22 protein-coding genes and 1 riboswitch are annotated in these 18,629 nt (G+C 43.6%); all 22 genes read left to right on the top strand.

Going from position 1 to position 18,629, the window contains the following annotated elements:
- The first annotated feature begins 50 nt into the window (after window positions 1–50).
- Window positions 51–1,256 (top strand): D-alanyl-D-alanine carboxypeptidase family protein, encoded by a 1,206-nt coding sequence (locus M3180_RS07290; RefSeq protein WP_251666644.1) that lies wholly within the window; start codon window positions 51–53, stop codon window positions 1,254–1,256.
- Between the two features lie 290 nt (window positions 1,257–1,546).
- Window positions 1,547–1,900, top strand: coding sequence for an anti-sigma F factor antagonist (gene spoIIAA, locus M3180_RS07285; protein WP_251666643.1), 354 nt, complete (start codon window positions 1,547–1,549; stop codon window positions 1,898–1,900).
- Window positions 1,897–2,343, top strand: coding sequence for an anti-sigma F factor (gene spoIIAB / locus M3180_RS07280; RefSeq protein WP_251666642.1), 447 nt, complete (start codon window positions 1,897–1,899; stop codon window positions 2,341–2,343). Before spoIIAA ends, spoIIAB begins: the two co-directional genes overlap by 4 nt.
- A gap of 19 nt (window positions 2,344–2,362) precedes the next feature.
- Window positions 2,363–3,118 (top strand): RNA polymerase sporulation sigma factor SigF, encoded by a 756-nt coding sequence (gene sigF / locus M3180_RS07275; RefSeq protein WP_251666641.1) that lies wholly within the window; start codon window positions 2,363–2,365, stop codon window positions 3,116–3,118.
- Between the two features lie 97 nt (window positions 3,119–3,215).
- Window positions 3,216–3,869: a stage V sporulation protein AA gene (locus M3180_RS07270; RefSeq protein WP_251666640.1), complete on the top strand. Its 654-nt coding sequence runs from the start codon at window positions 3,216–3,218 to the stop codon at window positions 3,867–3,869.
- Entirely contained in the window at window positions 3,862–4,290 is a 429-nt protein-coding gene (locus tag M3180_RS07265) for a stage V sporulation protein AB (protein WP_251666639.1), read from the top strand. The genes M3180_RS07270 and M3180_RS07265 overlap by 8 nt, the downstream gene beginning before the upstream one ends.
- Window positions 4,291–4,316: 26 nt before the next feature.
- Window positions 4,317–6,023 (top strand): spore germination protein, encoded by a 1,707-nt coding sequence (locus M3180_RS07260; RefSeq protein ID WP_340836267.1) that lies wholly within the window; start codon window positions 4,317–4,319, stop codon window positions 6,021–6,023.
- Window positions 6,024–6,140: 117 nt separating this feature from the next.
- Complete coding sequence (gene lysA / locus M3180_RS07255; RefSeq protein WP_251666638.1) at window positions 6,141–7,472, top strand: diaminopimelate decarboxylase; 1,332 nt, start codon at window positions 6,141–6,143, stop codon at window positions 7,470–7,472.
- A 52-nt stretch (window positions 7,473–7,524) separates the two neighbouring features.
- Window positions 7,525–7,956, top strand: coding sequence for a peptidylprolyl isomerase (locus M3180_RS07250; RefSeq protein WP_251666637.1), 432 nt, complete (start codon window positions 7,525–7,527; stop codon window positions 7,954–7,956).
- 29 nt (window positions 7,957–7,985) lie between these two features.
- Window positions 7,986–8,150, top strand: a riboswitch (FMN riboswitch).
- Between the two features lie 194 nt (window positions 8,151–8,344).
- On the top strand, window positions 8,345–9,454 hold the full coding sequence (gene ribD, locus M3180_RS07245; RefSeq protein WP_340836269.1) for a bifunctional diaminohydroxyphosphoribosylaminopyrimidine deaminase/5-amino-6-(5-phosphoribosylamino)uracil reductase RibD: 1,110 nt from the start codon (window positions 8,345–8,347) through the stop codon (window positions 9,452–9,454).
- 28 nt (window positions 9,455–9,482) lie between these two features.
- Entirely contained in the window at window positions 9,483–10,139 is a 657-nt protein-coding gene (gene ribE / locus M3180_RS07240; RefSeq protein WP_251666636.1) for a riboflavin synthase, read from the top strand.
- 38 nt (window positions 10,140–10,177) lie between these two features.
- Complete coding sequence (locus M3180_RS07235) at window positions 10,178–11,392, top strand: bifunctional 3,4-dihydroxy-2-butanone-4-phosphate synthase/GTP cyclohydrolase II (protein ID WP_285855649.1); 1,215 nt, start codon at window positions 10,178–10,180, stop codon at window positions 11,390–11,392.
- A 63-nt stretch (window positions 11,393–11,455) separates the two neighbouring features.
- Window positions 11,456–11,926, top strand: a complete 471-nt coding sequence (gene ribH, locus M3180_RS07230) for a 6,7-dimethyl-8-ribityllumazine synthase (protein ID WP_251666635.1) — start codon at window positions 11,456–11,458, stop codon at window positions 11,924–11,926.
- A gap of 30 nt (window positions 11,927–11,956) precedes the next feature.
- Window positions 11,957–12,739: a segregation and condensation protein A gene (locus M3180_RS07225; protein ID WP_251666634.1), complete on the top strand. Its 783-nt coding sequence runs from the start codon at window positions 11,957–11,959 to the stop codon at window positions 12,737–12,739.
- On the top strand, window positions 12,708–13,313 hold the full coding sequence (scpB, locus tag M3180_RS07220) for an SMC-Scp complex subunit ScpB (RefSeq protein WP_251666633.1): 606 nt from the start codon (window positions 12,708–12,710) through the stop codon (window positions 13,311–13,313). Before M3180_RS07225 ends, scpB begins: the two co-directional genes overlap by 32 nt.
- 67 nt (window positions 13,314–13,380) lie before the next feature.
- Window positions 13,381–14,052: a DUF2953 domain-containing protein gene (locus tag M3180_RS07215; protein WP_251666632.1), complete on the top strand. Its 672-nt coding sequence runs from the start codon at window positions 13,381–13,383 to the stop codon at window positions 14,050–14,052.
- A gap of 84 nt (window positions 14,053–14,136) precedes the next feature.
- Window positions 14,137–14,658, top strand: a complete 522-nt coding sequence (gene ytfJ / locus M3180_RS07210; protein ID WP_340836271.1) for a GerW family sporulation protein — start codon at window positions 14,137–14,139, stop codon at window positions 14,656–14,658.
- A gap of 157 nt (window positions 14,659–14,815) precedes the next feature.
- The gene (locus M3180_RS07205) at window positions 14,816–15,973 is read left to right on the top strand and encodes a D-alanyl-D-alanine carboxypeptidase family protein (RefSeq protein ID WP_251666630.1); all 1,158 of its coding nucleotides are present in this window, start codon (window positions 14,816–14,818) and stop codon (window positions 15,971–15,973) included.
- 27 nt (window positions 15,974–16,000) lie between these two features.
- Complete coding sequence (locus M3180_RS07200) at window positions 16,001–16,681, top strand: nucleoside recognition domain-containing protein (RefSeq protein WP_251666790.1); 681 nt, start codon at window positions 16,001–16,003, stop codon at window positions 16,679–16,681.
- Entirely contained in the window at window positions 16,674–17,207 is a 534-nt protein-coding gene (locus M3180_RS07195; RefSeq protein WP_251666629.1) for a spore maturation protein, read from the top strand. The genes M3180_RS07200 and M3180_RS07195 overlap by 8 nt, the downstream gene beginning before the upstream one ends.
- Before the next feature lie 58 nt (window positions 17,208–17,265).
- Window positions 17,266–18,006 carry a pseudouridine synthase gene (locus M3180_RS07190; RefSeq protein WP_251666628.1) on the top strand — a complete coding sequence of 247 codons (741 nt, stop codon included), beginning with the start codon at window positions 17,266–17,268 and terminating at the stop codon, window positions 18,004–18,006.
- A gap of 94 nt (window positions 18,007–18,100) precedes the next feature.
- Complete coding sequence (locus M3180_RS07185) at window positions 18,101–18,628, top strand: redoxin domain-containing protein (protein WP_251666627.1); 528 nt, start codon at window positions 18,101–18,103, stop codon at window positions 18,626–18,628.
- Window position 18,629 lies beyond the last annotated feature (1 nt).

Genomic DNA, 18,629 nt, shown 5'->3' with positions numbered 1-18,629 from the left:
GAGGTTCATTATTTGACGCATCTCGACACAACCATTAGGAGGGACATTCGTTGAAGAAAATTACTGTAGCAATGTTAGTCATCAGTATGTTGCTCGTGAATCTAACTGTTGCACAAGTACATGCAAATGAAGCAAAGATCGATCTTCAGGAGGATTCAATCGAAAGCAATTCAGCTGCAGCGCCTGCGCTTGCTGAAAATGCTGTATCAGCCATTGTAATAGATGCGGAAAGTGGAACAGTTATCTTTGAAAAAAATAGTCATCAGAAGCTGCCACCAGCAAGTATTACAAAAATTATGACGATGTTGCTCGTCATGGAAGCGATTGACCAAGGTAAGCTAAAGCTTACGGATATGGTTTCAACAAGCGAAAGAGCAGCATCAATGGGCGGCTCGCAAATATTCCTTGAGGTCGGAGAGCAGATGACGGTTGAGGAAATGCTGAAAGGTGTTGCGATGGCTTCGGGCAACGATGCTTCTGTAGCACTTGCTGAAAAACTAGCAGGCACCGAAGAGCAATTTGTCGCAATGATGAACGAGCGAGCACAGCAGCTAGGATTGAAAAATACGCATTTTATGAACTCAAACGGTCTTCCTGTAGACAATCATTATTCAAGTGCTTACGATATCGCTATATTATCAAAAGAGCTGATGAAATATGATTTAATCAGGTCGTTTACCGGAAAATACCAGGATTATTTGAGAAAAGATTCAGATAAGCCGTTCTGGCTCGTTAATACGAACAAGCTTGTTCGTTTCTATGATGGCGCGGATGGAATCAAGACGGGCTATACAAGTGAAGCTAAGTTTTGTTTAGCGGCATCAGCGCTAAGAGATGGTATGCGAGTCATTGCTGTGGTCATGGGATCTCCTTCAACAAAGGTCCGTAATGCAGAGGTATCTCAAATGCTGGATTATTCCTTTGCTCAATATATGAATTATCCAATTATTAAAAAAGGTGATACGATTGGCACACTTGAGATTGAAAAAGGGATGGAGAATAAAGTAGATCTCGTTGCACCGCAGAACTTCTCAATCCTAGTTCGTCGTGGCAGCAACACCGATCAAATTCACTATGTGCTGGATATGGACGAATCTATGAAAGCTCCAATTATTAAAGATCAGCCAATTGGAAAGCTTATCGTCTACCAAGAAGATCGAATCGTTAAGGAGTATGAGCTATTAGCACCTTACTCCATTGAGCGAAGCAGCTGGTGGAAGCTTCTTAAACGCTCGACACGAAGCTTGTTTCATTAGGCATGTCTGAAAACTCGTTAGGTGGCATCTTTCACCACCTTTTCATCCTCTGCTTCGTTCCGTTTGTTTGACGTACCCTGGTACATCTTCACAATCGAGCCTAGCGTGGAACGGAAATTCGGCAAAATTTGCTGTTCTCTGAGTTCTCAGACAGTTGTTAGTAGATTATTGACGCTTTTCTTCTAGTTTTGTCAGCAGGCAGGAAAAGGAAGTGCATCTGTTGAAACCTACTCTATCACAATACAGCTATTGTGTTGACATCAATCAAACAATGAGGAGCTGAACGAGACGTGAGTGTGGTAGCGAATATTGAACACAATCAGAATGCAGTTATTGTCCGCCTGCATGGCGAGCTAGATCACCACAGTGCTGATCGAGTGCGCAGCCTGATCGAAGAAGCAATCATGAAGGACAATATTAAGCATGTGGTCATGGACCTAGCGCAGCTGTCCTTTATGGATAGCTCCGGCATCGGTGTAATTCTTGGTCGCTACAAGCAGATTAAGGCAAAGGGCGGTAAGCTGATGATTTGTAATGCGAACCGTTCGGTTAACAGACTGCTTGAATTGTCCGGTCTATTCAAAATCATTGAGTTGCATGCCGACGAAAACAGTGCGCTTTCAAGCCTGGAGGTGGTATCATGAGCGTCCCGAATAAATTTAGTTTAACGTTTAGTGCCCAATCCTGTAACGAAGCATTTGCCAGGATGGTTGTTGCCAGCTTTGTCTCTTATCTAGACCCGACACTAGAGGAGCTGGAGGATCTAAAAACAGTGGTATCCGAAGCGGTAACGAATTGTATCATACATGCCTACGACAATAATCCGACAAAAGAGATACAATTGAACGGCATTGCAGAAAACGGCAAGCTAACCATTGAAATAATTGATGAAGGTGCTGGCATAGAGGATACAGAGCTTGCTCGCATGCCATTGTTTACAACGAAGCCGGATGAAGAGCGCTCAGGTATGGGCTTTACCATTATGGAAAACTTTATGGATCATTTCGAAATGAGCAGTACACTTGGTGGTGGAACAAAGCTAACGATGATGAAGCGCATTGCATCAAAAAAAGCGCTCTATAATTAGAGCATAGGGGTTGAACCTCATGAATGTAGATATCAAGCAATCAGCCCAGCCGTTTTTGGATGATGTCGAAGTAAAGCGATTAATTGCATTGTCGCAGGCAGGTGATATGAGCGCGCGAGATCGTTTGGTCAATTCCAACATCAGGCTCGTATGGTCAGTTGTGCAACGCTTTATGAATCGAGGCTATGAGCCGGAAGATTTATTTCAAATAGGCTGTATTGGGCTACTTAAATCTGTCGATAAATTTGACTTAAGCTATGACGTGAAGTTTTCTACGTATGCTGTCCCAATGATTATCGGTGAAATCCAACGCTTCCTTCGCGACGACGGTACGATTAAAGTAAGTCGTTCCTTAAAGGAGACGGCTAATAAGGTTCGTAAGATGAAGGACGAGCTATCAAAAACAATGGGCAGACTCCCAACGATTTCAGAGGTAGCTGAGCGGTTAGGCATTACCCCTGAGGATGTCATCTTCGCTCAGGAGGCTAACAAGCCGCCTACCTCTATTCATGAGACCGTCTTTGAAAACGATGGCGATCCTATTACACTTATGGATCAGATCGCGGATGAGTCACAGGAAAACTGGTTTGACAAAATGGCACTGGCTGAAGCGATTGAAGGCTTGAGCGAGCGTGAACGGACTATCGTCTATTTGCGGTATTACAGAGACAAGACGCAATCCGAGGTTGCCAGCAGGCTCGGCATCTCTCAGGTTCAAGTGTCTCGTTTAGAGAAGAAAATATTAAAGCTTATTAAAGATCAGATCGCCTTATAGGTGATCTGATCTTTTTTATTGTCGATGACTTTAGGATAAAAATAGCTGATTTGTTCATACTAACGAGAGGTTACATAGACATGAGAGGGGGGTTAATATGGCGAATTCGTCTGCCTCTATCTATTTACGTCTGAAAAAACGGATCAGTATAAGCAAAAAGCAGATTGTTAAGCTTAAGGATGCCGCGCATGTATTAGCAGATGACAAGAGCATTGAACAGCAACTGAAAGATATGATTCTATACCGCCATAAGGAGCAGGATGGTAATCGTGTCGTCATTGATTTATTGCAAATTATCGCGCTGCTCAAACAGAAATGGCCAGACCTGCAAATTGATGTTTACGGTGATCCTCAGATTCTCGTTATGGTTTCAGAGAGAGGACGGAAGCCACATTATGTTGTGCTCGTTGTTTCATGGCTGCTGCTGTTTTGCGGCTCAGGGCTTGCACTTATGAACTTTCATTCGGATGTCAATATGAAGGAGACGCATATTCGAATCGTCGAGCTCATTACAGGCCAGCGGGTGGAGCGTCCACTATGGTTTCAAATTCCTTATTCAATCGGCGTCGGAGCAGGGATGGTTCTGTTTTTTAATCATATTTTCAAAAAGAAGTTTAATGAGGAACCGAATCCTTTAGAGGTCGAAATGTTTATGTATCAGGAAAACGTTAATACCTATGTCATTGCTGAAGAAATTCGCAATCGTGGTAAGCGAGAAGCGCAAAAGCTAGGAGAAGAAGGCTATGATTAACGCTGCTCAACTAGCTGCAACGGTTTTTATAGCATTGGCAGGCGGTATTGTTGTCGGAACAAGCTTTGTTGCATTGCTTGTTATATTTGACCTTATTCCAAGGCTTGCTCAGCTGTCGAATGCCTATCATTTGTCGCATTGGTTTGAAACAGCATTAATAAGTGGAGCACTATATTTTATAGTTGCAGATCAATTTGATATTACGATAAAGCTGCCATTCGTGCTTAGTAACATCATTACCGGTTTGTTCAATGGGATGTTTGTTGGCATGCTTGCAGCTGCGCTAACGGAAGTGATGAACGTGCTTCCCATTATTGCGAAGCGCTTAAAAATTTCACAGGCTATGGTTGCATTAATGATGGCGATGGTGCTTGGGAAAATAACAGGTTCACTTGTCGACTGGCTTTTGTTTCATAAGTAATTTCGTAATCTAGTGAGGTGTAGACATTGAGAGATCAAGATCAAAACACAAATACAAGTAACGGACAACATCAACAGCAGTCATTTCAACCTTTTCAAATGCAAGATGAGCTAAAAAAAGAACAAGAGGAAAGCAATAGCGGCTTTCGCAATATTGTCGATTATGGAGTGTGGCTTTCTCCTTCCCCTGGTCCTCAGAACGAGAAGAATGAGCATGGACTGAAGGACGATCAAAAGGAACAAATTCAAACTGCGCCGCTTGAGCCAATACCAACAAGTATGGATGAGATCCTGCTGCGCTTGGAAACAGAGCTTGGCTATAAAAAAAGCTTTGACGTAGCTGTTCGTGAGATGACCATCGGCAAGACACGGATCGCTATGTTATGTATGACTGGACTAGTCAAGGACACGATTATGCTAGAGGTTCTCAAGCGACTAACCTATCTTGAAGCAAGACAGGTTGGTCCTGACGTACTGGAAAGCTTCTTCACATACTATATTCCTGCTGCCCAGGTTCGCAAGGAAGAAGATTGGAACCTAACGCTTGCGGCTGCGATGGGAGGAGAATGTGTACTTTATATCGATGGAGAGCCTACTGCGCTTGCCATAGAGGTACGTAATTTCCCTGCTCGCGGACTACAGGAGCCTTCTCTTGAGAAGGTTGTACGAGGCTCTAGAGACGGTTTTATCGAGACACTGATGGTCAATGTATCTCTCGTTCGCCGCCGCCTGAAGGACCCTAAGCTTCGCTACGAGCTGGTTCGGGTCGGTGCGCGTACGAAAACGGATGTATGTATCGCTTATATAGATGATATCGTGGATAAGCAGCTGCTTCAGGAGGTTAAGCGTAAAATCGAAATGATAAAAATTGACGGTTTGCCGCTTGCCGATAAGCAGCTAGAGGAAGCGACGATTAAGCGTGGCTGGAATCCGTTTCCTTTCGTACGATATTCTGAACGTCCAGATACGGTAGCATCTCATTTAATGGAGGGCGCGATCGCTATATTCGTTGATACGTCTCCAAGTGTAATGACGCTTCCTACTACGTACTTTGATCTAATGCAGCATGCGGAAGAAAACCGTCAAACACCACTCGTCGGTACATACTTGCGCTGGGTGCGATTTATCGGAATTATTGGATCGCTGCTGCTCTTGCCACTATGGATGCTGTTCGTCCAATATCCAGAGTACAGGCCAGAGTTTTTAGCCTTTCTTGGACCAAAGGAGACAGGTGCAATACCGCTTATTCTGCAATTTGTATTGGCGGAGATAGGGATTGACCTGATGCGGATGGCTTCTGTGCATACACCGAGCTCATTAGCCACAGCGATGTCCTTAGTTGCAGCAATATTAATCGGGGATATAGCAGTACAGACCGGTGTATTCGTTAACGAGGTCATCCTATATATTGCGATTGCAGCGGTCGGGATGTTCGCCACACCGAGCTATGAGCTTGGGCTTGCTAATCGACTCGTAAGACTAGTACTCATATGTACTGTCGCCTGGTTCGGCTTAGCAGGACTCATTATTCCGGTCACGCTAATCACAATATTGCTTACGATGGAGCGTTCAGTGAATCGTCCATACTTATGGCCATTCATCCCATTTGATGCAAAAGCTGCTTTGAATATTCTCATTCGCAAGCCAGTGTTGTATAATCGAACACGTCCAAATATTATGAGACCACAGCAATCTGATCGTATGCCTAATGATGATTCCGGTGAATCCAACTAAATAATACAAATTTAGTGCGCAAATATCCATTTCACCGGGCAAGTGTTATAGGTTATACTGGGGAATATGATATAAATGGGTCTATCTTGCAATGATAGAGGAAAGCAGAGGGGAACTATGTATTTACACGGAACAAGTAAAATTAACAATAATGGCCATTTAGAAATTGGCGGCGTAGATGCTGTCGAGTTGGCGAAGCAATTCGGAACACCACTATATGTTGTTGACGAAGCACTTGTGCGTCAACGTGCACGTGAATATGTTCAAGCCTTTCGCGAGTCAGGCTTAAAATTCCAAGTGGCTTATGCAAGCAAAGCTTTTTCTGTAAAAGCAATGTGTGTGCTTGCCGAGCAAGAAAATCTATCGTTGGATGTCGTTTCCGATGGTGAGCTATATACAGCAATACAAGCAGGCTTCCCAGCAGAGCGAATTCATTTCCATGGTAACAATAAAACCGAGGAAGAAATCAACATGGCGCTTGATGTAGAGATTGGCTGCTTTGTTGTCGATAACTTTATCGAGCTTCACATGCTTAATGAGCTGGCAGCGAAAAAGGATAAAGTAGTTAATGTATTGCTTCGCATTACACCTGGTGTAGAGGCACATACGCATGATTATATTTCTACAGGTCAAGAAGATTCAAAATTTGGTTTTGATTTGGGTAATGGTTCAGCTCGTGAGGCGATTGTTCAGGCTAATGAGCTTGCTAATCTCAACCTGCTTGGTGTACATTCTCACATCGGATCTCAAATTTTTGAGGTAGAAGGCTTCCGTATGGCTGTTGAGAAAGTGACTCAATTTGCTGTACAAATTCGTGATGATCATGGCATCTTGTTCTCAGTTATCAATGTTGGCGGCGGCTTTGGAATACGCTATGTAGAAGGAGATTCTCCACTGCCAATTGCTGAATACATCCAAGCCATCGCAGATGCCATTAAAACAAACTTTGCTGCGGCAAATTATGAATTGCCTGAAATTTGGGTTGAGCCAGGTCGTAGTATGGTAGGCGATGCGGGTACAACACTTTACACAGTGGGTACGAGCAAAAATATTCCAAACGTTCGCAAATATGTAGCGGTTGACGGTGGTATGACGGACAACCCTCGTCCAGCGCTTTATCAATCAAAATATGAAGCAATTCTCGCGAACCGAGCAAATGAAGAAGCAACAGAGGAAGTTTCAATAGCAGGAAAATGCTGTGAAAGCGGCGATATGCTGATTTGGGACTTGAAGCTGCCAGAAGCAAAAAGCGGAGATCTATTAGCTGTTTTCTGTACGGGTGCGTACAATTATGCGATGGCTAGCAACTATAATCGTATTCGCAGACCAGCTGTCGTATTTGTAAAGGATGGTCAAGCGGATCTCGTCGTTCAACGTGAATCTCTTGACAATATTGTGTGCAATGACGTCATTCCTGCGCGACTTCAGAAATCTTCACTTGCGAAATAAGCTGGAAATTGGTAACGTTATGTTATCTTAACTTAGAAAGGTGATGTCATTCATGGCAAAACAAGCAAAAATTAAACTCGCTACAGGCGGCGAAGTGATTCTTGATCTATTCGACCAAGACGCACCGAATACGGTTGCCAACTTTGAAAAGCTTGCTAATAGCGGCTTCTATAACGGTTTGATTTTCCATCGTGTCATTCCTGGCTTTGTAGCTCAAGGCGGTTGCCCAGAGGGTAGAGGTACTGGTGGTCCAGGATATACAATCGATTGTGAGATAAATCCTAACAAGCACGAGCGTGGTACTCTAGCAATGGCTCATGCAGGTCGTAATACAGGTGGTAGCCAATTCTATATTTGCTATCAAGCACAGCCGCATCTAGATGGACAGCATACTGTTTTTGGTAAAGTTGCTAAAGGCATGGAGTTTGTTGACGCTTTGTCTAATGGCTCTCAAATGGAAACAGTTGAAGTTTACGAAGTATAATGGTAAAGTAATATCAATTAAATAATTAGTAACTCCTTCGGGGTCGGGTGAAAGTCCCAACCGGCGGTGATCTGTGGAGAAGGCATTTGCCTTCTTTCACAGTAAGTCCGTGACCCGGCATATGCAATTTGTATGTCGGCTGATCTAGTGCAAATCTAGAACCGACAGTAAAGTCTGGATGGGAGAAGGAGAAATTTTCGGCATTTCTGCATTTCGTTATGTTTTTTTTAATATGACGATCAAGTATAGCTTATTTCGTATGCTTTTGTGCTAAAATTCACAAGGTATAATTTTACGGTATAGCTATATGCTCTTTTTGGTGTCGAAACTTTTTCTCATATCATATTTACCCCCGAATGGCTCTGTTGCTGTTATGGGGGTTTTTTGTTTGTTGGACATCATCAATGATGAATACTACATGGACTTAGCTATCTCAATGGCAAGTAAAGCAATGGGTCAAACAGGAATTAATCCTGTTGTAGGCTGTGTGATTACGAATGAAGGCAGTATCGTTGGGATGGGTGCACACTTGCGCAGAGGTGAAGGTCATGCTGAGGTGCAAGCGATCAGAATGGCAGGAGAGCGATCTTTGGGCGGAGTTGCTTATGTGACGTTAGAGCCTTGCAGTCATTATGGCAAGACTCCACCCTGTGCAGAGCTTCTAATTACTAGCGGTATCAAGCGAGTAGTAATTGCGGCACTTGACCCGAACCCTATCGTTGCTGGCAGCGGTGTTGAGCGCTTGAAAGCAGCGGGAGTCGAAGTAACGGTAGGTGTGCTGGAGGAAAGATCCCGTCTGCTTAATGAAAAGTTTAATCATTATATTACGACGAGAAGGCCTTATGTGACATTAAAGTCAGCTTCTACACTTGATGGGAAGCTTGCTACTTATAGCGGAAGCTCTCAATGGATAAGCGGACCAGAAGCAAGAGCAGAGGTACATACGCTTAGACATCAGCATGAAGCTATTATGATTGGTGTCAATACGCTGCTGAAGGATGATCCATCGCTCACGACAAGATTAGAGGTTGAAGCGAAGCATCCGATTCCTATTATCGTTGATGCTAAGCTAAGAACACCACTTACCGCAAAAGTTATAGAGCTTAGTGGGACACGTACAATCATCATAACAACAGACGCTGCTTCTGAGGAGAAGGAGAAAGAGCTGAGGCAGCTAGGCGTTACCGTTGTTCGTTGCGGTAGCGGTGATCGTGTTGATCTAGATCAGGCGATGCAATGGCTCGGTGAGCACGAGATCAGCTCGATACTGTTAGAGGGCGGAGGAAAGCTTAACGGTGCAATGCTGGAGGCAGACCTCATTCAAAAAGTCATCGTTTATTACGGCATGAAAATCGTTGGAGGAAGTCAAGCCCCTTCCTTATTTGATATGAGCGGTGTGGAGCTAATGCATGATGCTTATACGCTTGACGGGGTAGAAGTAGCGCTTATAGGAAAAGATATTCGTGTGAGTGGTTACCCAAAACGAAGTATTGAGTAGCAAGCTTGGTTGGAAGGGGGAGAACGCTATGTTTACTGGATTAATTGAAGAGGTTGGACATGTACAGCATGTATCAAGCAAAGGGGAAGCGATGGTGCTCACGCTACGCGCGAATAAGGTGCTGGAGCAAGTAAAGCTTGGAGATAGTATTGCGGTCAACGGTGTGTGCTTAACGGTAACAAGCTTTAACCATTCTAGCTTCTCTGCAGACGTTATGCCAGAAACCTATCGTAAAAGCTCATTGTCTTCACTTAAGACTGGATCTACCGTGAACTTAGAACGCGCGATGCAGCTCGGAGCAAGGTTTGGCGGACATATTGTACAGGGACATGTGGATGGCTTAGCGATAATCTCATCGGTTTATGAGGATGCAAATGCTGTCGTATATGAGCTTGAGCTGCAGGATAAAGAACAGCTTCGCTATATAATACCGAAGGGCTCGATCACAATTGATGGAATAAGCCTAACCGTGGTAAATGTAGAAAACAGTAAAGTTTCTGTCTCGATTATTCCACATACTTTGGCTGAAACTGCTCTGCAATATAGAAAATCGGGAGATCTCGTTAACATAGAGTGCGATATTATTGGTAAATATGTTGAGCACTTATTATCATTTAGATCAGGTCATGTCGCAAAACAATCAAACATTACTACATCATTTTTACAGGAACATGGCTTTATGTAATAGGCATGATTAGGCATTATACTGAAGGAGGAAGCAGCATGAGTGACAACAAACAATATTTGTTTCATCAAATTGAGGAAGCGATTGAGGATCTTAAGCAAGGCAAGGTTGTCATCGTAGTCGACGATGAGGATCGTGAGAACGAAGGCGACTTAGTTGCATTAGCTCAATATGCGACAACGGAGACGATTAATTTCATGATTAAGGAAGGTCGAGGTCTTGTATGTGCGCCTATTACTGAGGAGCGTGCATTAGAGCTTGATCTCCCATTAATGGTTAACCATAATACGGATTATCACGGCACAGCATTTACAGTATCCGTCGATCATGTGTCAACAACAACGGGCATTTCTGCGCATGAACGGGCAGAAACGGTTAAGGCATTAATCGCAGATGATGCACAGCCCCAGCATTTTCGTCGTCCTGGACATGTGTTCCCACTAATTGCTAAAAAAGGTGGAGTACTGCAGCGTGCTGGTCATACTGAAGCTGCAATCGATCTTGCTATCATCGCAGGAGCGAAACCAGCGGGCGTTATTTGTGAGATTATTAAAGAGGACGGCTCCATGGCTCGTATGGATGATCTAATGGAGTTTCGCAAGAAGCATAATTTGAAGCTTATTACAATTAAAGATCTGATCGCTTATCGCAGCTGCAAGGAACAGCTCGTTACACGCGAAGTATCCTGTAAGCTGCCTACTGACTTCGGTGAGTTCCGTATCGTTGCTTATACGAATGTCGTTGATGGCAAAGAGCATGTAGCGATCGTAAAAGGCGAGATCGATCCAGAGAAACCAGTGCTGCTGCGTGTACACTCCGAATGCTTAACTGGAGATGTGTTCCATTCGCATCGATGCGATTGCGGGCCACAGCTAGAAGCTGCCTTGAAACGTATTGAAGAGGAAGGTACTGGCGTAGTCTTGTATATGAGACAGGAAGGCCGAGGCATTGGCTTGATCAATAAGCTGAAAGCCTATGTGCTTCAGGAGGAAGGCTATGATACCGTGGAGGCGAATATTAAGCTCGGATTCCCGGCTGATTTGCGCGAATATGGTATTGGTGCACAAATTATTAAAGATCTTGGTGTTCGACAAATTCGTCTGCTAACGAATAATCCACGTAAAATTAAAGGCTTAGAGGGTTATGGTCTAGAGATTGTGGAGCGCGTACCGATTCAACTGCAGCACAATAAGGATAACGAAAAGTATCTGCATACGAAGCAAGAGAAGCTAGGACATATGCTTAAATTTTAGTTTGAAAATAAAAGTAATGCAATTTTCGACAAACATGCTTAAAATAAGAGAGGGGAATATGAGATGACAAAATTTTATGAAGGCAATCTTATTTCTGAAGGTTTAAAATATGGTGTAGTGGTAGGCCGTTTTAATGAATTTATATCCAGCAAGCTATTATCTGGTGCGCTTGATGCATTTAAGCGTCACGGTGCAGCAGAAGGAGATGTTGAAGTAGCTTGGGTACCTGGAGCCTTCGAAATTCCTTTAATCGCACAAAAAATGGCGGAAAGTGGAAAGTATGATGCAGTGATTACGTTAGGCGCAGTTATTCGTGGTTCAACACCGCATTTTGACTTTGTGTGTAATGAAGCAGCGAAGGGTGTATCAGCGGTTGCGCTAAAAACAGGCGTGCCATCTATTTTCGGTGTAATTACTGTTGATTCCATTGAGCAGGCGATTGAGCGTGCAGGCACAAAGGCTGGCAACAAAGGCTACGAAGCGGCTGTCTCTGCTATTGAAATGGCTAACCTAACAAAAGCATTACAAGCATAATAAGCAATAATCGTAACAGGAGGTTGTGGTGTGTCCGTACTTTATAAGCTGGATTCTTTCGAAGGTCCGCTTGATCTATTGCTCCATCTGATCGATCGTGCTGAGATCGATATCCATGAAATATCCATTAGTGAGATTACTACACAATATATGGAATATTTGCATGCCATGAAGGAATTGGAGCTAGACATAACAAGTGAATTTTTGGTAATGGCGGCCACTTTGTTGAGCATTAAAAGCCAGCAGCTGCTACCAAAGCCTCCTCCTGTTTTTGATAATGAGTTTGATGAGTGGATAGATGATGGGCCTGATCTACGAGAGGAGCTCATTCAAAAGCTAATCGAGTATCGAAAGTTCAAGCAAATTGCAGAGGATCTCAAGGAAAAGGAATATGCACGCAGTCTTGTGTTCTCGCGAGAGCCGGATGATTTGTCCGAATATATGAAGGAAACCTCTGTGAACCCGCTTGAAGGCTTACAGGTTTCAGAGCTCGTTCGAGCATTCCAAAAGGCGCTAAGAAGAGCCAATCGTAGAGATATTATTGCAACGGTACAGCGGGATGAAATATCCGTGAAGGATCGTATTCGCGATATTGTTGACGTATTGAAGCAATTTGAAACGGTTCGATTTTCCAAGCTTATACGAGATCATATGAGCAAGCCGGAGATTGTTGTTACTTTCTTATCTATCCTTGAATTAATGAAGATGAAGCATATCCGTTGCTATCAGCACGGACTCTTCGATGATATTGTGATCCAGTGGAGAGGAGAAGGGGCTGTAGATGGAATTTCAGAAATTGAAATCGATTATTGAGGGACTATTATTTATGGCCGGAGACGAGGGCTTAACGAAGCGACAGCTGGCTGATATAATGTCTATCGATGCGGATTATGCTGAGGAGCTTGTGCTTGATTTACAGCGTGATTTGGAGCGGGAAGAACGAGGAGTGCAAATCGGAATCTTGGCAGGTGCTTTTCGGTTAACTACCCACCCGGAGCATGCCGAATATTTCGAAAGAATGGCGTATACCCCGACAAGGGCGCAGCTATCACAGGCGGCACTGGAGACATTGTCGATCGTTGCCTACAAGCAGCCCATTACACGTGTGGAGATTGAAGAGATACGCGGCGTTAAATGTGAGCGTGCGATCCATACGTTAGTTGTTAAGGACTTGATCGAGGAAGTTGGTCGCGCCGATGCGATTGGTCGCCCTATACTATATGGAACGACAAAGGCATTCCTTGATAGCTTTGGCCTTGCGTCATTAAAAGAGCTGCCGGAGCCGAAGGATGTATCACTTGAGGACGAAGATTTCGAGGAGCAATCGCAGCTATTATTTGAGCGGTTTGAAGGTCGTCAGATGACGCTGGACGAAGTGAAGGACTAATTACTTATTCATATAATTTAGAAGACTGGTTCATACTATGGTCATGTTTACAGTTGGGAGGGAGGATATGCTTCCTATCATTGCAAGCTACTGGCCGCTATGGATCAGTCTTTTTTTGGTTATATGTATTGTTGCAGCTTGCTTTACTACAATAACGTTAGAGCTATATGCTCGCAGACAAAAAGAGAATGATGACGCAAAGATTAAGGTTTCAGCGCTGTCAGGCATTGTGTCTTACACCTTTAAGCTACCTAAGCTTAGATTAAATGCAAAAGGAATCGGTTTTGAGGTGAAGGGACAAAGCGGGCAAGAAACAGATGCAGAGCTTGATGTGAAAAAGGCAATAACTAAATATCGTAGTATGAATGAAGCGATCGATATCTTTAAAGATTTTAAATCATGGTTTCTTGCGTTGCTGCGAAAAATTGAATTGTCAGATTGGAGCTGGCATAGTCGAGCAGGTACAGGTGAAGCGATGTCAGCTGCACTCACGTGCGGAATGCTATGGTCAGTTAAGGGCTTGCTGTTTGGAACGGTATCTCGCTACGTCAAGGTGGTCAACACACCGAGTGTCACAATAAGTCCCCTTTATCAAGAAAAATGGTTTTCAACAGAATGGTCATGCAAGCTTAAGCTAAAGCTAGGAGCTTTGCTGCTCGCCTCTGTCTACTTACTTTTCCATTTTTCAACATTACGTAGAGGGATAAGCTTATGGAAAGCTTTTGTATCTAAGGTTTAGCCAGAACTTACCCTAATAATGAAAGCAGAATTGAGCACACTAACTGCGTATTTACTAATACGTATACGTTAGGAGTGGATGATTGTGACAACAACCAATAATATAGAAGGCTTAGTTGGTGTATCGTTAGGACAGATTAAAGAAATGCTCGGAATTAACACAATAGTTGGCGACCCTATCCATACGCCTACGGGCGATACGATTTTACCAATTTCACGTGTTGGCGTAGGCTTTGTCGCTGGAGGCAGTGAGCTTCGCATGGATCAAGAGGAAGCACATCACGGCTCCATTCATCCAAACTCATTGCCATTCGGTGGAGGTAGCGGCGGTGGTGTTTCGATTACACCGATCGCATTTCTAGTCGTTGGTGTTCAGGGTGTGAAGGTTGTTCCGCTGGATAATCAAACGCATTTACTGGATAAGGTGATTGACTCTGCGCCGGCAATTATCGATAAAATGTCTGGCATGTTTGGTGGCAGCTCTAATAGCAGCACCGGCTCAAGTCAAGCTAGCCAAGTGAATCCATCCTCTGCAACATTATCCGGTTCAAGCTCTGATCTGACAACTTCATCTACGGGTAGCGGTAGCGGCACTACTTTTCAATAACGAGCTTCATTAGTGGCACATTGCGGGAAAATCGCAATGTGCTTTTTATTGTTAATCGTAAGCAGATTAAGGAAAGCGATGAATGCTCGTCTACAAAGACGAGCATCTGCATATACTAAAGACGAGATATAAGCAAAAGAAATGCAGGAGGACAACTATGAACAAACAGCTTAAGATGATTGTTGCCTATATTGCGATTGCAGCTTGTTTCGTAACAGGCATTGGTGGACATCCGGCACACGCATCGCCTTCCATTTCGACTAATGCTTATGCAACGGCTCTTATCGATGTGCAGTCAGGAAGATTGCTATACAACATGAATGGGGATGTAAAAACACGTATTGCAAGCTTGACGAAAATAATGACAGCGATTGTTGCTATTGAGCAAGGTGATTTATCGGATAAGGTAACAGTATCTCGACGTGCAGCGGGTAAGGAAGGCTCATCGATTTATTTAAAAGTTGGTGAGGAAATTACACTTTCCAACCTATTGTATGGCTTAATGCTCAGGTCAGGGAATGATGCGGCTACAGCTATAGCTGAGCATGTGGGTGGATCAGAAGCCGGCTTCGTGTTTTTAATGAATCAAAAGGCAGAGGAATTGGGGCTAAGGAATACGCAGTTCCGTAATCCACACGGCTTGGATGAAGATGGTCATTATTCGTCCGCTAATGATTTGGCAGTACTGACCGCATATGCACTTAAAAATAAAATCTTCGCGGAAATCGTAAAAACCGAATTTAAGCAGGCACCTAATCCAAACGAAAAGTGGAATTATTCGTGGCGTAACAAAAACAAAATGCTGCGAATGTATGAAGGGGCAGACGGGGTGAAAACAGGCTTTACAAAGAAAGCGTTCCGTTGCTTAGTAAGCTCAGCGACAAGGAATGGTCAGCAGCTTGTAGCTGTAACCTTGAATGATGGTGATGACTGGAGAGATCATCGAAACTTATTAGACTGGGGCTTTAAGCATTTTCCGCTATCAAGGCTAGCTGAAGTACATGAGGAAGTACCGGGAAGTTCGCTCGTATACGGAGCAAATTTTAACTATCCTCTTAAGGAGGATGAATTAGGCAATATTCAAGCTACCGTATCTCTTATTCATCCAAGTGGTCCACACTATATACTTGGAGAACGAGGACGCATGCAATTTTATTTAAATGGTGAACCAATCGGTTCTGTTCCGCTGTACGAAAAGGGGAGCTCGCGGTTGAAAAAGCATGAACATCGTGCAGAGCAAAGCTTTACACAATTTAAACGACAAAATTGGATGGAGCAAGGCTTGCTAGGTACATTAAAAGAATGGTTTGAATAACATTTCATGTTGGGGGAGGCATGAATGATGGTCAATTGGATATGGCTTTTTTTAATTGTAATTAGCGTAATTTTTGGAATGATTAACGGCAATATGGATGGCATCACTCAGGCAGCCTTTGATGGGGCCAAATCAGGAGTGACGATTAGCTTTGGGTTAATAAGCATTATGGTATTTTGGTTAGGGATGATGAAAATAGCAGAGCAGGCGGGATTGCTGGAAAAGCTTTCCCGCATGCTATATCCTGTCGTTCGTTGGTTATTTCCAGATGTACCTAAGGATCATCCGGCTCTGGGCTACATAATGAGTAATTTAAGTGCGAATCTGTTCGGGCTCGGTAATGCTGCAACACCAATGGGTATCAAAGCGATGCAGGAGCTTCAGAGTATAAATCCCGATAAGCATACAGCAACGCCGGCTATGTGTACCTTGCTTGCCTTGAATACGTCCAGCATCACGTTAGTGCCAACTACATTAATTGCTATTCGCATGAATTATAACTCAGCTAATCCAGCCGAGATTATCGGTACTACCTTGGCTGCTACTTTTATCGCTACAGGTGCAGCTATATTAGCGGATCGATGGTATCGCAATAGAGATAAAGGGCCGCCTGTGCCATATAAGAAACAAAATGGCTTAAGTACGGCACCAGATGTCCATACTCCATCGACGGTAACTGCAATAGGAGGTGGTAGCGGAAATGGTTGAGCTGTTCTCGCAAATATCCGCCTATATGATCCCTGCAATAATCGTATTCATTCCTTTATATGCGATGCTGCGTAAGAAGCAGCCGGTTTACGAGGTATTTGTCGATGGTGCGAAGGATGGATTTGATACGGCGATAGGCATCATACCTCATCTGGTAGGTATGATGGTGGCCATTAGCATGTTTAGAGCATCTGGAGCAATGGATGCGATGCTGATGGTGGTCAAGCCAGTGTTCGATTGGTTTGGTGTACCTAGTGAAGTGCTTCCTCTAGGTATTCTAAGACCGATAACAGGTGCAGGCTCACTTGCCTTTACAGCAGACTTAATTGCTACTCACGGACCCGATTCTCTTATTGGTCGAATTGCTTCCACGATTCAAGGCAGCACGGATACGACATTGTACGTGCTTACTGTTTATTTTGGAGCAGTCGCCATTAGAAATTCAAAATACGCATTAAAGGTTGGACTTTTCTCTGATGTTGTTGGATTTGTCGCGGCAATTGTCATCTGTATGCTCGTATTCTAACAGCAATGCTTGTGCTTTTTTCATGAACTCGTTATGATGGTAGATGAGGTGAACATAATTGGAACGATTACAAAAAATATTAGCTCAAGCAGGGGTTGCTTCTCGGCGAAAATGTGAAGAGCTGATCTTGTCAGGTGCTGTAGAAGTGAACGGTGAGCCAGTCACAACTTTAGGAACGAAGGCAGACCCTGCCGTTGATGTCATAACTGTGAATGGTCGTCCAATTCGTAGTGAGAAAAAGATATACTTAATGCTGAATAAGCCAAAAGGCGTAATCACAAGCGCTAAGGATCCTCAAGGCCGCAAGGTCGTTGCAGATTTCCTTCCGGGCATTAAGGAGCGGGTATATCCAGTCGGAAGACTTGATTATGATACGGAAGGCTTGTTGCTGCTAACCAATGATGGTGAATTTGCAAATTTACTGACGCATCCTAAGCATCATGTACCAAAAACCTATCATGCAACAGTAAAGGGAGTGCCGCATGGTACGGCGCTAGAGAAGCTGCAGCAAGGAATTATGCTTGAAGACGGCATCACATCTCCTGCTGAGGTAGAGTATCATGATGTGAAGATGGAATCGAATGAAGCGACGATTCGGATTACGATCCATGAAGGCCGTAATCGGCAGGTTCGTAGAATGTTTGATGCGATTGGTCATAAGGTGATGAAGCTGAAGCGTGTTCGATTTGGAGAGCTTACTTTAGAGGGGCTGCCTCGAGGGAAGTTTCGTCATTTGACGGAATATGAAGTGAAGGCTATGTTACAAGAGGCGCGTAAGTCACATAAAGTTCAAAAATAAGAAGAGACGACGGCATATCGTGCCGTCGAATTTTCGTTATAATGAGAATTGTATTGTAGCATGGATACTACTTATGCAGGTGGTGTAATACATATTGGGTAAAAACCGCAAAAAAGTTCAAATCATCGTTCTTCTATTTGCATTTGTAATCGGTGGGTATGCAATTTTTCAAACGTTTACAAACGATACTCCAGGAACGATAAAAGAAGGACAGGCTGTACCAGATTTTCGCTTGGCTAATTTGCAAGGAGAGCCAATTTCGCTGCAAGATTATAATGGTTCACCCCTCGTCATTAATTTTTGGGGTACTTTTTGTGAGCCTTGCATACGAGAGATGCCTTCTTTCGAACGACAGTATGAAGAGTGGAAGGATAAGGGTGTTGAAGTTGTTGCCATTAATTTGAGCGAAGATACGTTGACTGTTTCTAATTATGTGAAAAAGCTTGGTGTAACGTACACCATATTGCGTGATGTTGATCGCAAAACAGAAAAAAAATACGGTCTACGCTCCTATCCGACAACATTTTTTGTGAACCCGAATGGGACATTATCCTCTGTTTTTGTCGGTGAGATGAAGGAATCTCAAATTCATGAGCATATTGAAAAAATAGTAGGAGGTTAAC

This window comes from Paenibacillus camelliae, from assembly GCF_023715345.1.
In the GTDB taxonomy this organism is placed as follows: Bacteria; Bacillota; Bacilli; order Paenibacillales; family Paenibacillaceae; genus Pristimantibacillus; species Pristimantibacillus camelliae.
The sequence above is the reverse complement of the archived record's forward strand: the minus strand, read 5'-3'. Positions and strand labels throughout refer to the sequence as shown.

Coding starts and splice junctions, on each gene's coding strand:
- M3180_RS07250 (WP_251666637.1), top strand. CDS start 7,525: ATGGCAAAACAAGCAAAAATTAAACTCGCTACAGGCGGCGAAGTGATT.
- ribE (WP_251666636.1), top strand. CDS start 9,483: ATGTTTACTGGATTAATTGAAGAGGTTGGACATGTACAGCATGTATCA.
- scpB (WP_251666633.1), top strand. CDS start 12,708: ATGGAATTTCAGAAATTGAAATCGATTATTGAGGGACTATTATTTATG.
- M3180_RS07215 (WP_251666632.1), top strand. CDS start 13,381: ATGCTTCCTATCATTGCAAGCTACTGGCCGCTATGGATCAGTCTTTTT.
- M3180_RS07235 (WP_285855649.1), top strand. CDS start 10,178: ATGAGTGACAACAAACAATATTTGTTTCATCAAATTGAGGAAGCGATT.
- M3180_RS07195 (WP_251666629.1), top strand. CDS start 16,674: ATGGTTGAGCTGTTCTCGCAAATATCCGCCTATATGATCCCTGCAATA.
- sigF (WP_251666641.1), top strand. CDS start 2,363: ATGAATGTAGATATCAAGCAATCAGCCCAGCCGTTTTTGGATGATGTC.
- M3180_RS07200 (WP_251666790.1), top strand. CDS start 16,001: ATGGTCAATTGGATATGGCTTTTTTTAATTGTAATTAGCGTAATTTTT.
- spoIIAB (WP_251666642.1), top strand. CDS start 1,897: ATGAGCGTCCCGAATAAATTTAGTTTAACGTTTAGTGCCCAATCCTGT.
- M3180_RS07205 (WP_251666630.1), top strand. CDS start 14,816: ATGAACAAACAGCTTAAGATGATTGTTGCCTATATTGCGATTGCAGCT.
- ribH (WP_251666635.1), top strand. CDS start 11,456: ATGACAAAATTTTATGAAGGCAATCTTATTTCTGAAGGTTTAAAATAT.
- M3180_RS07270 (WP_251666640.1), top strand. CDS start 3,216: ATGGCGAATTCGTCTGCCTCTATCTATTTACGTCTGAAAAAACGGATC.
- M3180_RS07265 (WP_251666639.1), top strand. CDS start 3,862: ATGATTAACGCTGCTCAACTAGCTGCAACGGTTTTTATAGCATTGGCA.
- lysA (WP_251666638.1), top strand. CDS start 6,141: ATGTATTTACACGGAACAAGTAAAATTAACAATAATGGCCATTTAGAA.